This is a genomic window from Pseudomonas sp. I2 (genome assembly GCF_040984075.1).
Classification (GTDB): Bacteria; Pseudomonadota; Gammaproteobacteria; order Pseudomonadales; family Pseudomonadaceae; genus Aquipseudomonas; species Aquipseudomonas guariconensis_B.
On the sequence record NZ_JBCGFQ010000012.1, the window covers coordinates 1 to 13,322 of the forward strand.

General features: G+C 65.1%; 13 protein-coding genes. 11 read left to right on the forward strand and 2 right to left on the reverse strand.

Features of this window, described 5'->3' with window-relative positions; genetic code table 11:
- Positions 1 to 2,963 (reverse strand): ribonuclease E (gene rne, locus WCE05_RS08100; RefSeq protein WP_368815719.1); only part of this gene is annotated, 2,963 nt, incomplete at its 3' end.
- A gap of 746 nt (positions 2,964 to 3,709) precedes the next feature.
- On the opposite strand from rne, the gene rluC reads away from it, so the two are divergent.
- Genes rluC through WCE05_RS08115 form a run of 3 tightly spaced genes read left to right on the forward strand, consistent with a single transcriptional unit; the run spans position 3,710 to position 6,338 of the window.
- Complete coding sequence (gene rluC, locus WCE05_RS08105; protein WP_225787059.1) at positions 3,710 to 4,666, forward strand: 23S rRNA pseudouridine(955/2504/2580) synthase RluC; 957 nt, start codon at positions 3,710 to 3,712, stop codon at positions 4,664 to 4,666.
- 6 nt (positions 4,667 to 4,672) lie between these two features.
- On the forward strand, positions 4,673 to 5,362 hold the full coding sequence (locus tag WCE05_RS08110) for an HAD family hydrolase (protein ID WP_225787058.1): 690 nt from the start codon (positions 4,673 to 4,675) through the stop codon (positions 5,360 to 5,362).
- A complete protein-coding gene (locus WCE05_RS08115) occupies positions 5,355 to 6,338 on the forward strand; it encodes a S49 family peptidase (RefSeq protein ID WP_368815720.1) in 984 nt (327 codons plus the stop codon). The genes WCE05_RS08110 and WCE05_RS08115 overlap by 8 nt, the downstream gene beginning before the upstream one ends.
- A gap of 89 nt (positions 6,339 to 6,427) precedes the next feature.
- On the opposite strand, the gene WCE05_RS08120 is transcribed toward WCE05_RS08115, so the two are convergent.
- Complete coding sequence (locus WCE05_RS08120) at positions 6,428 to 7,006, reverse strand: nucleoside triphosphate pyrophosphatase (protein WP_225787056.1); 579 nt, start codon at positions 7,004 to 7,006, stop codon at positions 6,428 to 6,430.
- Positions 7,007 to 7,101: 95 nt separating this feature from the next.
- Here WCE05_RS08120 and WCE05_RS08125 point away from each other — a divergent pair, with 95 nt between their 5' ends.
- The 8 genes from WCE05_RS08125 (at position 7,102) to pabC (ending at position 13,319) form a co-directional block, all read left to right on the forward strand.
- Positions 7,102 to 7,629, forward strand: coding sequence for a YceD family protein (locus tag WCE05_RS08125; protein WP_225787055.1), 528 nt, complete (start codon positions 7,102 to 7,104; stop codon positions 7,627 to 7,629).
- Between the two features lie 13 nt (positions 7,630 to 7,642).
- Positions 7,643 to 7,825: a 50S ribosomal protein L32 gene (rpmF, locus tag WCE05_RS08130; RefSeq protein ID WP_008096416.1), complete on the forward strand. Its 183-nt coding sequence runs from the start codon at positions 7,643 to 7,645 to the stop codon at positions 7,823 to 7,825.
- A 3-nt stretch (positions 7,826 to 7,828) separates the two neighbouring features.
- Positions 7,829 to 8,839, forward strand: a complete 1,011-nt coding sequence (gene plsX, locus WCE05_RS08135; RefSeq protein WP_368815721.1) for a phosphate acyltransferase PlsX — start codon at positions 7,829 to 7,831, stop codon at positions 8,837 to 8,839.
- Positions 8,840 to 8,963: 124 nt separating this feature from the next.
- The gene (gene fabD / locus WCE05_RS08140; RefSeq protein ID WP_253080438.1) at positions 8,964 to 9,902 is read left to right on the forward strand and encodes an ACP S-malonyltransferase; all 939 of its coding nucleotides are present in this window, start codon (positions 8,964 to 8,966) and stop codon (positions 9,900 to 9,902) included.
- Positions 9,903 to 9,918: 16 nt separating this feature from the next.
- A complete protein-coding gene (gene fabG / locus WCE05_RS08145; protein WP_225787053.1) occupies positions 9,919 to 10,659 on the forward strand; it encodes a 3-oxoacyl-ACP reductase FabG in 741 nt (246 codons plus the stop codon).
- A 203-nt stretch (positions 10,660 to 10,862) separates the two neighbouring features.
- Entirely contained in the window at positions 10,863 to 11,099 is a 237-nt protein-coding gene (gene acpP, locus WCE05_RS08150) for an acyl carrier protein (protein ID WP_043214413.1), read from the forward strand.
- A 154-nt stretch (positions 11,100 to 11,253) separates the two neighbouring features.
- Positions 11,254 to 12,498 (forward strand): beta-ketoacyl-ACP synthase II, encoded by a 1,245-nt coding sequence (fabF, locus tag WCE05_RS08155; RefSeq protein ID WP_225787052.1) that lies wholly within the window; start codon positions 11,254 to 11,256, stop codon positions 12,496 to 12,498.
- The gene (pabC, locus tag WCE05_RS08160) at positions 12,498 to 13,319 is read left to right on the forward strand and encodes an aminodeoxychorismate lyase (RefSeq protein WP_368815722.1); all 822 of its coding nucleotides are present in this window, start codon (positions 12,498 to 12,500) and stop codon (positions 13,317 to 13,319) included. The genes fabF and pabC overlap by 1 nt, the downstream gene beginning before the upstream one ends.
- The last annotated feature ends 3 nt before the right edge of the window (positions 13,320 to 13,322 follow it).

The following is a 13,322-nucleotide window of genomic DNA, read 5'->3' on the forward strand; positions in this document are numbered from 1 at the left end:
GTCACTTCCGGCGTGGCCTCGACGACAGCGGCTGGTTGCTCGACGACTGGCGTCTCGACCGGCGCCTGCTCGGCGACCACTGCTGGCTCGGCTTCACCGCCTTCGACCGCAGGCGCCTGCTCGACAGCTTCAGCTTCGGTAACGGGCTGCGGCACGACTTCGACCACTGGCTCGGCGCTTGGCTCGACCACGGCGACAGGTTCGCTGACCGGCTGCTCGACCACTGGGGCGGCGGCGGTTTCCTCGGCCTGGGCAGCCTGTTCGGCTGGCTGGCTGACGGTTTCGGCCTCGCGGGTAACGGCAGTGGCGAGCTCTGCCTGCTGGTTGGCCTGGGCCTCGGCTTCGGCGCTGATGTTGCTGCTGGCGACGGCAGCGGTCACGGCCAGGCCGGCAGCCAGTTCGGCACCCAGCTCGGTGGCCTTGTGTGGCTGTGGCTGCTGCTCGCCGCTGGCTTCTTCCTCGCCACCTTCGATCAGCTCGCCATTGGCGTTGCGCTGGCGTTCGCGGCGGTTGCTGCGACGACGCTGGCCACGGGAGCGGCGGCGTGGGCGTTCGCCATCGGTGCCTTCCTGTTGTTCGTCCTGCAGCAGTTCCTCGTTCGGCAGTTGCTCCTCGGCCGCTTCGGCAGCCTGCTCGGCAGCGCGTGGCTGACGTTCTTCACGTGGCGGACGTGGCTGGCGCTCTTCGCGCTCGACACGTTCTTCGCGTGGCGCACGCTCTTCACGCGGTGCACGTTCCTCACGTGGAGCACGTTCTTCGCGCGGTGCGCGTTCCTCGCGTGGGGCGCGCTCTTCACGGGGCGCACGCTCCTCGCGTGGTGCGCGTTCTTCACGTGGCGCACGCTCCTCGCGGGTTACGCGCTCTTCGCGCGGTGCGCGTTCCTCACGTGGGGCGCGCTCTTCACGGGGCTGGCGCTCCTCGCGGGCGGCAGGGGCTGCATCCAGCGGCTCGCGCAGTTCGCGAACGCGTTCCTCGCGGTTGCCGCGACGGTCTTCGCGTGGCTGGCGCGGCTGGCGCTCCTCGCGTGGTGCACGTTCTTCACGCGGGGCACGCTCTTCACGCGCCTGGCGCTCCTCGCGCGGGGCGCGCTCGCTGCGCTCTTCGCGTGGCTTGCGGTCTTCCTCGCGGCGACCACCGCGGTTGCGGCTCTGCTGGCGGCCGTTGCGGCGCTCCTCGTTACGCTGCGTGCGCTCGGTGGTGGGCTTGGCGGGGGTGGCGGCTGGTGCGGCGGCAGGCTCTTCCTTGCCGGCGAACAGGCTGACCAGGGATTTCACCAGGCCCTTGAACAGGCTCGGCTCGGGAACGCTGGGCGCGGCTGCGACCGGCGCGGCGGGCTGTTGCTCGGGCGTGCTCGGCAGCGGTGCATTGGCGCGGGCCGGCGCGGTCTTGACCGCAGCTTCCTGGCGAACCAGGGTGCGGGTTGCGGTCGGCTGGGGCGCTTCTTCCGTTTCGGCGGCCGCGATCTCGTAGCTGGACTGGCTGTTCAGCACGTCCGGGTTGTCGTCGCGCAGGCGCTGGACTTCGAAGTGCGGGGTTTCCAGGTGATCGTTCGGCAGGATGATGATGCGCGCGCGGGTGCGCAGTTCGATCTTGGTGATCGAGTTGCGCTTTTCGTTCAGCAGGAAGGCGGCGACCGGGATCGGCACTTGGGCGCGAACCTCGGCGGTGCGGTCCTTCAGGGCCTCTTCCTCGATCAGGCGCAGGATCGCCAGGGACAGCGACTCGACGTCACGGATGATGCCGGTGCCCGAGCAGCGCGGGCAGACGATGCCGCTGCTTTCGCCGAGCGATGGGCGCAGGCGCTGGCGGGACATCTCCAGCAGGCCGAAGCGCGAGATGCGGCCGACCTGCACGCGGGCACGGTCGGCCTCGAGGCATTCGCGCACGCGCTCTTCCACGGCGCGCTGGTTCTTCGCCGGGGTCATGTCGATGAAGTCGATGACGATCAGGCCGCCGATGTCGCGCAGGCGCAGCTGGCGGGCGATTTCCTCGGCCGCTTCCAGGTTGGTCTGCAGGGCGGTTTCCTCGATGTCGCTACCCTTGGTGGCGCGCGCCGAGTTGATGTCGATGGACACCAGGGCCTCGGTCGGGTCGATGACGATCGAGCCGCCCGATGGCAGGTCGACCACGCGTTGGAAGGCGGTCTCGATCTGGCTTTCGATCTGGAAACGGTTGAACAGCGGGACGCTGTCCTCGTACAGCTTGACCTTGCTGGCGTACTGCGGCATCACCTGGCGGATGAAGGTCAGGGCTTCTTCCTGGGCGTCGATGCTGTCGATCAGCACCTCGCCGATGTCCTGGCGCAGGTAGTCGCGGATGGCGCGGATGATGACGTTGCTTTCCTGGTAGATCAGGAAAGGCGCGGCGCGGTCCTGGGAGGCTTCCTTGATGGCGGTCCACAGCTGCAGGAGGTAGTCGAGGTCCCACTGCATTTCTTCGCTGCTGCGGCCAAGGCCGGCGGTGCGCACGATCAGGCCCATGTCGGCGGGGACGGTCAGGCCGTTGAGGGCCTCGCGCAGTTCGTTGCGCTCCTCGCCTTCGATGCGGCGGGAGATACCGCCGGCGCGGGGGTTGTTGGGCATCAGCACCAGGTAGCGGCCAGCCAGGCTGATGAAGGTGGTCAGGGCGGCGCCTTTGTTGCCGCGCTCTTCCTTCTCGACCTGGACGATGACTTCCTGGCCCTCGCTCAGCACTTCCTTGATGTTGACGCGGCCTTCGGGGGCCTTCTTGAAGTACTCGCGGGAGATTTCCTTCAGCGGCAGGAAGCCGTGGCGTTCGGAACCGAAGTCGACGAAAGCCGCTTCGAGGCTGGGTTCGATCCGGGTGATCTTGCCTTTGTAGATGTTGGCCTTTTTCTGCTCACGCGCGCCGGACTCGATGTCCAGGTCGTAGAGACGTTGGCCGTCCACCAGGGCTACACGCAACTCTTCGGGTTGAGTCGCGTTAATCAGCATTCTTTTCATGTTGTACCGTCGGTTTCCGGGCTGCCGGAAACGGCGTTCGGCACACACGACTTCTCATGGTCGGTGCCAAGGTGCGCAAAGGGTGGCGGGCCACCCCCGTGTCCAGCGACGTTCGGCACCAGCCGGTTGCCCAGCCTGCCGTGGTCGCGACGACGCGTCCTGATTTGCTGCATGTGCACTCAGTTCAGGAGGAGGAATCAGCCAGGGGGCCGTGGACGCCCGTGGGCATCTGGAAAACAGCGGGTCCGCTCGCCAGGCCGTTGTCAGAAGGCCGGTGGCCGGATGCCGTGCTACACGGTCCGAGGTCTGTGCATCTCCACCCTGCACGTATCCCTGATAATTCGGGTGCTGCCGCGCGCTGAATCCGCAACGGGTTGCATTTTTCGCGAGCTCCACGTCGGGAGCTGGCGCATTCATGTCCAAGGCAGATGTTTCCGAAGCATTCGCCAGCTTGCGCGGAAGCGACGGTGGCGGGCAGAGGCGCGGCGAAAAAGAACAGGGAAGGAGGTGAAACACCGCACTCGTCGTTTTTTTTCGGTCTTCTCTACTCGGCGCTGGTGGCGATTCCAGGCATTTCGGTAAACTGGCGAAAACCCCGTCGGACGGCCTCGCGTCCTCGAGAATTGCGTTGGTCAGGGGCCGGCGTGGAGCCATGTGCCGCTGGCCTGCCGCTTTTGGCGGCGTTCGCGACTATAGCAGTAATGATTAAGTGCTTCAATTCCATAAAAAATTGTTATGATCCATCCATGACGACCAATACCCCCCCGACTTCCGGCGTTCAGCTGATCGAAGTCGCGCCGGAGCTTGCCGGCCAGCGCATCGACAATTTCCTCATCACGGCCCTCAAGGGCGTGCCCAAGACCCTGGTGTACCGCATCCTGCGCAAGGGCGAAGTGCGGGTGAACAAGGGCCGGATCAAGCCCGAGTACAAGCTCCAGGCCGGCGATATCGTGCGGGTACCGCCCGTCCGCTTGCCCGAGCGCGACGAGCCGGTGCCGGTGGCCCAGGGGCTGCTGCAGCGCCTGGAGGCGGCCATCGTCTACGAGGACAAGGCGCTGATCGTGCTCAACAAGCCTGCCGGCATCGCCGTGCACGGCGGCAGCGGCCTGAGCTTCGGGGTGATCGAGGCGCTGCGCCAGCTGCGCCCGGACGCCAAGGAGCTGGAGCTGGTCCATCGCCTGGATCGCGACACCTCCGGCCTGCTGATGATCGCCAAGAAACGCAGCATGCTGCGCCACCTGCACGCGGCCTTGCGCGGCGACGGCGTCGACAAGCGCTACATGGCCCTGGTGCGCGGCCATTGGCCCACGTCGAAGAAACAGGTCAGCGCGCCGTTGCAGAAGAGCAACCTGCGCTCGGGCGAGCGCATGGTCGAGGTCAACGACGAGGGCAAGGAGGCGTTGACCCTGTTCCGGGTGCTGCGCCGCTTCGGTGATTTCGCCACCCTGGTCGAGGCGCGTCCGGTGACCGGGCGTACCCACCAGATCCGCGTGCATACCCTGCATGCCGGGCACAGCATCGCCGGTGACAGCAAGTACGGCGACGAGGATTTCACCCGGGAACTGCGCGATCTGGGCGGCAAGCGCTTGTTCCTGCATGCTTATGCGCTGACCGTGCCGCTGCCTGACGGCGGCGAGCTCAAGCTCGAGGCCCCGGTGGACGACATGTGGGCCAGGACCGTGGAGCGCCTGAGTGCGACCTGACTTTTCATGAAAAAGAGCTACGAGCTGTTGATCTTCGACTGGGACGGAACCCTGGCCGACTCCATTGGGCGCATCGTCCTGGCCATGAACGCCGCGGCCGAGCGCGCCGGGGAGGCGCCGAGCGACGAGCGGGCGATCAAGGGCATCATCGGCCTGGCCCTGGGCGAGGCCATCGCCACCCTCTATCCGCACCTCGATGCTGTCCAGGTCGAGGTGTTTCGCCAGCACTACGCTGACATCTACATGGCCCTGGACCAGCAGCCGTCGCCGCTGTTCGACGGCGTGGTCGAGTCGCTGGAGGCCTTCCGTGCCGAGGGCTATCGCCTGGCGGTGGCCACCGGCAAGGCGCGCCGCGGCCTGGATCGTGTGCTCAAGGCCAACGGCTGGGAAGGCTACTTCGACATCACTCGCGCCGCCGACGAGACCCGTGGCAAGCCCCATCCACTGATGTTGGAGGAGATCCTCGCCCACTGCCGGGTCGAACCGCGGCAGGCGCTGATGGTCGGAGATTCGGCATTCGACCTGCAGATGGCCAGCAATGCTGGCATGCACTCGGTCGCGGTGGGCTATGGCGCGATGTCGCTGCAGGCCCTGAGCGAGTTCGGGCCGCAGGTGTGCATCGATCATTTTTCACAGTTGCGCGAGTGGCTGGCCGCTACGCGCAGCGCCACTTCCAAGGTAGGTGAGCATGGCTGACGAGTGGAAAGCGCCCGAGCCCGATGATGGCGAGGAGCGCAAGAGCTGGAAACTGCTGGAGAAGACCCTGCTGGCAGGCGTCCAGGAGCAGCGCCGGGCGCGGCGCTGGGGCATCTTCTTCAAACTGCTGACCTTCGTCTACCTGTTCGGCGTGCTGGTGCTGTTCACGCCGCTGATGGACATGGACAAGGCTGCTTCGCGCAGTGACAGCCATACGGCGCTGGTCGAGGTGCGCGGGATGATCGCCGACCAGGAGCCTGCCAGCGCGGACAACATCATCAAGAGCCTGCGCGCAGCGTTCAAGGATCCCAAGACCAAGGCCGTGGTCATGCGCGTCAACAGTCCGGGTGGCAGCCCGGTGCAGGCGGGCTATGTCTATGACGAGATCCGGCGCCTGCGGGCCGAGTATCCGGCGATCAAGCTCTACGCGGTGATCGCCGACCTGGGGGCTTCGGGCGCCTACTACATCGCCAGTGCGGCGGACGAGATCTATGCCGACAAGGCCAGCCTGGTCGGCTCCATCGGCGTCACCGCGGCCGGGTACGGCTTCGTCGGCGCCATGGAGAAGCTCGGTGTGGAGCGGCGTACCTATACCGCTGGCGAGCACAAGGCCTTCCTCGACCCCTTCTCGCCGCAGAAGCCGGAAGAGACCGAGTTCTGGCAGGGGGTGCTCGACACCACCCATCGCCAGTTCATCGCCATGGTCAAGCAGGGGCGGGGCGAGCGGCTCAAGGACAAGGAGCACCCAGAGCTGTTCAGTGGGCTGATCTGGTCGGGCGAGCAGGCCAAGGCGCTGGGGTTGGTGGATGGCCTGGGCAGTGCCAGTTATGTGGCGCGTGAAGTGGTGGGCGAGAAGGAGCTGGTGGACTTCACCGTCCAGGAGTCGCCGTTCGACCGCTTCTCCAAGCGCCTGGGCGCCAGCGTGGCTGAACGCCTGGCCATGTGGATGGGGTTCCAGGGGCCTTCGTTGCGCTGAGGGCGCGTCGCTGGCCTTGCGGTGCCTGTGAGATCGAGTGCCGTCCGCGCTGTTCTCGATCCCACAGGCGCCAGAGATCCTGAGCCAGGCTAGGGAATCACCACGCCTTCCTTGGTCAGCATATCCACCAACCTGATCAGTGGCAGGCCAATCAGGCTGGTCGCATCACACCCATGGGTGCTCCGGAACAAGCTCACCCCCAGACCCTCCGCCTTGAAACTGCCAGCGCAGTCCAGCGGCTGCTCCGCCGTCACATAGCGCTCCACCCGCTCCCGGTCCAGTTCACGCAGTGTCACGGTAAACGGCACGCAGTCGACCTGGCATTCCCCGGTGGCGCTGTTCAGCAGTGCCAGTCCGGTCAAAAAGCTCACCTGCTGCCCGCTGCATTCCAACAATTGCTCGCAGGCGCGCTCGAAGGTATGAGGCTTGCCGAGGATCTGCTCGCCGAGCACCGCCACCTGGTCGGAGCCGATGATCAGGTGCCCGGGGTGACTGCCCGCCAGCGCCTCGGCTTTTTGCCTGGCCAGCCGGCGCACCAGTTCCACGGCGGGCTCGTCATCCAGGCGGCGCTCGTCTATGTCGGGGGTTGCCCAGGTAAAAGGCAGGCGCAGGCGCTCGAGCAGTTCGCGCCGGTAAGGGGAGCTGGAAGCCAGTAACAGGGGAAGCATGGTAGACTCCTGGTCAGATGAGCCGATTCTAACATGGCAGATGCCGCCGAATTTCCTTTGACAGGGGCGGGGGGCATCCCTAGAATGCTGCGCCTATGTTGAATGACCCGATTCCACCTCACGTTGACCCGCGCAAATTGGCCGATCGTGGCGTAACCCTCCAGGGTTCGCTGCAACTCGCTGATTTGGAAAGACTCTGCGACCCGCTGTCCGACGATGTCGGTACGGTGCAGGCGAAGTTCGATTTTGAGCGAGACGAGCAAGGCGTTGTGGTGTTCCACAGCGAACTCGATGTCGAAGTCAAGATGGTTTGCCAGCGTTGTCTTGAGCTGGTCACCCTGCCGATTCACAGCGAGTGTACCTACGCTGTGGTGAAGGAGGGTGCGAATACCCAGTCGTTGCCGAAAGGCTATGACGTGCTGGAACTGGGCGAAGATCCTTTGGATCTGCAGGCACTGATCGAGGAGGAGCTCTTGCTCGCCTTGCCCATCGTGCCTGCTCATCATCCGGAAGAATGCCAGCAGCCGGCGGGCGCCGACGAGCCCGAACCGAGCAAGGACGAGGTATCGCGGTCCAACCCGTTCAGTGTCTTGGCGCAGTTAAAGCGTGACCCAAACGTTTAGGAGTTAATCAATTATGGCTGTTCAGCAGAACAAAAAATCCCGCTCTGCCCGCGACATGCGCCGTTCCCACGACGCCCTGTCGGAAAACGCGCTGTCGGTAGAGAAGAGCACCGGTGAAGTACACCTGCGCCACCACGTTTCGCCAGAAGGCGTATACCGTGGTCGCAAAGTGATCGACAAGGGCGCCGACGAGTAATCCTTGTCCGTTCAGATCATCGCGATCGACGCAATGGGCGGGGACTTCGGTCCCCGCAGCATTGTCCAGGCAAGCATTGCCTGCCTTTCGGCTACCCCCTCGCTGCACCTGACCCTCGTCGGTCAACCTTCCTTTCTCGAAGAGCTCGTCAGCGGCCTACCGGCTGCGGATCGTGCGCGCCTGCAAATCGTTGGGGCGAGCGAGGTGGTGGGTATGGACGAGCGGCCGTCCCAGGCGTTGCGCGGCAAGCCTGACTCGTCGATGCGCGTCGCCCTGGAGTTGGTGCGTGACGGCAAGGCGCAGGCCTGCGTGAGCGCCGGCAATACCGGTGCGCTGATGGCCCTGTCGCGCTTCGTGCTCAAGACCCTGCCGGGCATCGACCGGCCGGCCATGGTGGCCGCGATCCCGACCCAGGCAGGCTACTGCCAGCTGCTCGACCTGGGTGCCAACGTCGATTGCAGTGCCGAGAACCTCTACCAGTTCGCCGTGATGGGCTCGGTGGCCGCGCAGGCCCTGGGTATCCATCGTCCGCGCGTGGCGCTGCTCAATGTCGGTACCGAGGACATCAAGGGCAACCAGCAGGTCAAGCTGGCCGCCAGCCTCCTGCAGAATGCCCGTGGCCTCAACTATATAGGCTTCGTCGAGGGCGACGGCCTGTATCGCGGCGAGGCGGACGTGGTGGTCTGCGATGGGTTCGTCGGCAATATCCTGCTCAAGTCCAGCGAAGGCCTGGCGACCATGATCGGTGTGCGTATCGAGGCGCTGTTCAGGAGCGGGCTGCTCGCCCGTGCCGCCGGTGCGCTGGCCATGCCGCTGCTCAAGCGCCTGCAGGCCGACCTGGCGCCGGCGCGACACAATGGCGCGAGTTTTCTCGGCCTGCAGGGTATCGTCATCAAGAGCCATGGCTCGGCGGGGGTGCAGGGTTTCCAGAGCGCCATCCAGCGGGCGCTGATCGAGATCCAGGAGAACCTGCCGCAACGGCTGCATGGTCGCCTGGAAGATCTCTTGCTTTAATTCCCGCCGTGAAGTGGTTAAATGTGACCGCTTGGTCCCTTTTCCCATCCAAGTGTTCAGTTTCCGCGTCCAGCCCCGGGCTCGACGCACCCTATCCGACGACAAGATCATAAGGGCTTGTTCAATGTCTGCATCCCTCGCATTCGTCTTTCCCGGTCAAGGTTCCCAGTCGCTGGGCATGCTCGCCGAACTCGGCGCAGAGAAGCCGGTAATCGTCGAGACCTTCAAGGAAGCCTCCGAGGCCCTGGGCTACGACCTGTGGAAGCTGGTCCAGCAAGGTCCGGAAGAACAACTCAACCAAACCGACAAGACCCAGCCGGCGATCCTCACCGCCTCCATCGCCCTTTGGCGCCTGTGGCTGGAGGAGGGCGGCGCACGCCCGGCATTCGTCTCCGGCCACAGCCTGGGTGAATACAGTGCGCTGGTTGCCGCTGGCAGCCTGAGCCTGAAGGACGCCGTTCGCCTGGTCGAGCGCCGTGGTCAGCTGATGCAGGAAGCCGTACCGGCAGGCCATGGCGCCATGGCGGCGATCCTGGGCCTGGACGACGCCGACGTGGTGGCCATCTGTGCCGAAGCGGCCGAGGACGAAGTGGTCAGCGCGGTCAATTTCAACTCCCCTGGCCAGGTGGTCATCGCCGGCAACAAGGCTGCGGTGGACCGTGCCATCGAGCTGTGCAAGGCCAAGGGCGCCAAGCGCGCGCTGCCGCTGGCGGTCAGCGTGCCGTCGCACTGTGCCTTGATGAAGCCGGCCGCCGAGCGCTTCGCCGAGGCGGTCAACGCCATCGAGTGGAAGGCTCCGCAGATCCCGGTGGTGCAGAACGTCACCGCCGCGGTCGCCGCCAGCCTCGACGCCCTCAAGCAAGACCTGCTGGCGCAGCTGTACCAGCCGGTGCGTTGGGTGGAATGCGTGCAGACCCTGGCCGCCAACGGTGCGCTCAACCTGGTCGAGTGCGGCCCGGGCAAGGTCCTGGCTGGCCTGAACAAGCGTTGCGCCGACGGCGTGACCACCTACAACCTCAATACCCCTGACGCTGTCGCCGCTACCCGTGCGGCGCTGGCCTGAACTAGGAGAAGCTTGCATGAGCCTGCAAGGTAAAGTTGCATTGGTCACTGGCGCGAGCCGTGGCATCGGCCAGGCCATCGCCCTCGAACTGGGCCGCCAGGGCGCGACCGTGATCGGCACCGCCACCTCGGCCTCGGGTGCCGAGCGCATCGCTGCCACCCTCAAGGAGCACGGCATCGCCGGTACCGGTATGGCGCTGAACGTGACCAGCGACGAGTCGGTCACCGCGGTCCTCAATGCGATCCAGGAACAGTTCGGCGCGCCGGCCATCCTGGTCAACAACGCCGGTATCACCCGCGACAACCTGATGCTGCGCATGAAGGATGACGAGTGGTTCGACGTGGTCGACACCAACCTCAACAGCCTCTACCGTCTGTCCAAGGGCGTGCTGCGTGGCATGACCAAGGCGCGTTGGGGCCGTATCATCAGCATCGGCTCCGTGGTCGGTGCCATGGGCAACGTCGGCCAGGTCAACTACGCCGCCGCCAAGGCCGGTCTGGAAGGCTTCAGCCGCGCCCTGGCGCGTGAAGTCGGCTCGCGTGGCATCACCGTCAACTCGGTGGCCCCGGGCTTCATCGACACCGACATGACCCGCGAGCTGCCAGAAGCGCACCGCGAGGGCCTGTTGAGCCAGATTCCGCTGGGCCGCCTGGGCCAGGCCGAGGAGATCGCCAAGGTGGTTTCCTTCCTGGCATCCGACGGTGCAGCCTACGTCACCGGCGCCACCGTGCCGGTGAACGGCGGGATGTACATGTAAAACTGCAACTCAATGTGACGGATTGCTTCAAAAAAGAGTCATACACGGAGCCTAAAATCCGTTATAAAGCTGCAACCAGATTCCGGGCAGAGGGTCGGGTGACTTGGTGGAAGGCGCGTTCCGCTTGAAAAGCAGGCGTCTTCCTATAAACTTGGTCACCGGCCAGCTGCCTGACATATGTCCATTAGGAGTGAAAACTAGGTATGAGCACCATCGAAGAACGCGTCAAGAAAATCGTCGCCGAGCAACTGGGCGTCAAGGAAGAGGAAGTGACTGCCGAGAAGTCCTTCGTCGATGACCTGGGTGCCGATTCGCTTGACACCGTTGAGCTGGTGATGGCTCTGGAAGAGGAATTCGAGACCGAAATCCCTGACGAAGAAGCCGAGAAGATCACTACCGTTCAAGCTGCTATCGACTACGTCAAAAGCCACCAGGCCTAAGACGCAGTAGTCGACGCTTCTTGTCGGGAAAAACCGCACTGCCTTTGCCGGCGTGCGGTTTTTTCTTTGCGAGCGCCGAGGGCCTGTTGCCATTTCATTCCCTCAACGTGAATGCAATGGCAAGAGACTCTAGTTATTAGAAGAGGAGAGTACTGTGTCGCGTAGACGCGTCGTGGTCACCGGTATGGGTATGTTGTCGCCACTGGGTACCGATGTACCGAGCACTTGGCAAGGCATTCTGGCTGGCCGCAGTGGCATCGGTCCGATCGAGCATACGGACCTGTCTGCCTACTCCACCCGTTTTGGCGGCTCGGTGAAGGGCTTCGATGTCGAGCAATACCTGTCGGCCAAGGAAGCCCGCAAGCTCGACCTGTTCATCCAGTACGGCCTGGCGGCCGGTTTCCAGGCGGTGCGCAACGCCGGCCTGGAAATCTCCGACGCCAACCGTGAGCGCATCGGCGTGGCCATGGGCTCGGGCATCGGCGGCCTGACCAACATCGAGGACACCAGCCGGACCTTGCACGAGCAGGGCCCGCGGCGGATCTCGCCGTTCTTCGTACCGGGTTCGATCATCAACATGATCTCCGGCTTCCTGTCGATCCACCTGGGTCTGCAGGGGCCCAACTACGCCATTTCCACCGCTTGCACCACTGGCACCCACTGCATCGGCATGGCCGCGCGCAATATCGCCCATGGCGAGGCCGATGTGATGATCGCCGGTGGCGCCGAGATGGCCGCCTGTGGCCTGGGCATGGGGGGCTTCGGCGCTTCCCGTGCGCTGTCGACCCGCAATGACGAGCCGGCCCGCGCCAGCCGTCCGTGGGACAAGGGCCGTGATGGCTTCGTGCTGTCCGATGGCGCCGGTGCCCTGGTGCTCGAGGAACTCGAGCATGCCAAGGCCCGTGGCGCGACCATCTATGCCGAGCTGGTCGGTTTCGGCATGAGCGGCGATGCCTTCCACATGACCTCGCCGCCCGAGGACGGTGCCGGCGCTGCCCGTTGCATGGCCAACGCCCTGCGCGATGCTGGCCTTGCGCCGGAAGCGGTCAGCTACATCAATGCCCACGGCACCTCGACGCCTGCGGGCGATTTGGCCGAAGTGGCGGCGATCAAGCAGGTGTTCGGCGAACATGCCTACAAGCTGGCGGTCAGCTCCACCAAGTCGATGACCGGCCACCTGCTGGGCGCAGCCGGCGCGGTGGAGGCGATCTTCAGCGTGCTGGCGATCAACAGCCAGATGGCGCCACCGACCATCAACCTGGACGAGCCGGACGAAGGCTGTGACCTGGACTTCGTACCGCACGAGGCACGCAGCATGCCGATCGACGTGGTGCTGTCCAACTCCTTCGGCTTCGGTGGGACCAACGGTTCGCTGGTATTCCGCCGGTTCGTTGGCTGATGCACAGCTGGATCGACGGCCAGGAGGCGACTGCGGTCAACCTGCAGAACCGCGGCCTGGCCTATGGCGATGGCCTGTTCGAGACCATCGCCGTGCGTGGCGGCAGGCCGAGCCTGCTCACCCAGCATCTCGATCGCCTGGCGCTGGGTTGCCAGCGCCTGGCGATCGAGCTCGACCTGGCGCTGGTGCGTGACGAAGTCGTGCGCTATGCCAGCCTGCTCGGCGACGGCGTGGCCAAGCTGATCCTCACCCGTGGCGATAGCCTGCGTGGCTACGCACCTGCCGTGGGCGCCATGCCCCGGCGTATCCTCCAGGGCAGCCCTCTGCCGGCCTCTCCCCGTGAGCATGCCGAACACGGCGTGCGCCTGTTCGCCTGCCAGACTCGTCTGGCGGAACAACCGTTGCTGGCTGGGCTCAAACACCTGAACCGCCTGGAACAGGTGCTGGCCCGTGGCGAATGGCAGGATGGCGAGCATGCCGAAGGGTTGATGCGCGACATGCGCGGGCGGCTGATCGAAGGGGTGTACAGCAACCTGTTCCTGGTGCACGACGGCGTGTTGCTGACGGCCGACCTGAGCCGCTGCGGCGTGGCGGGCGTCATGCGCGCGGCGTTGCTGGAGCAGGCGACGGCGCTCGGCATCCCGGTGCAGGTGCGCGACCTCGAGCTGGCGGAGCTTGCGCGAGCCGACGAAGTGTTTCTGTGCAACAGCGTCTATGGCGTGTGGCCGGTGCGCGAGTTCGCCGCGCTGAAGCTCGGCTGGTCGCCAGGCCCGCTCACCCGTAAACTGCAGGCCGTTGCCCGTACGTTACTGGATATCTGAATT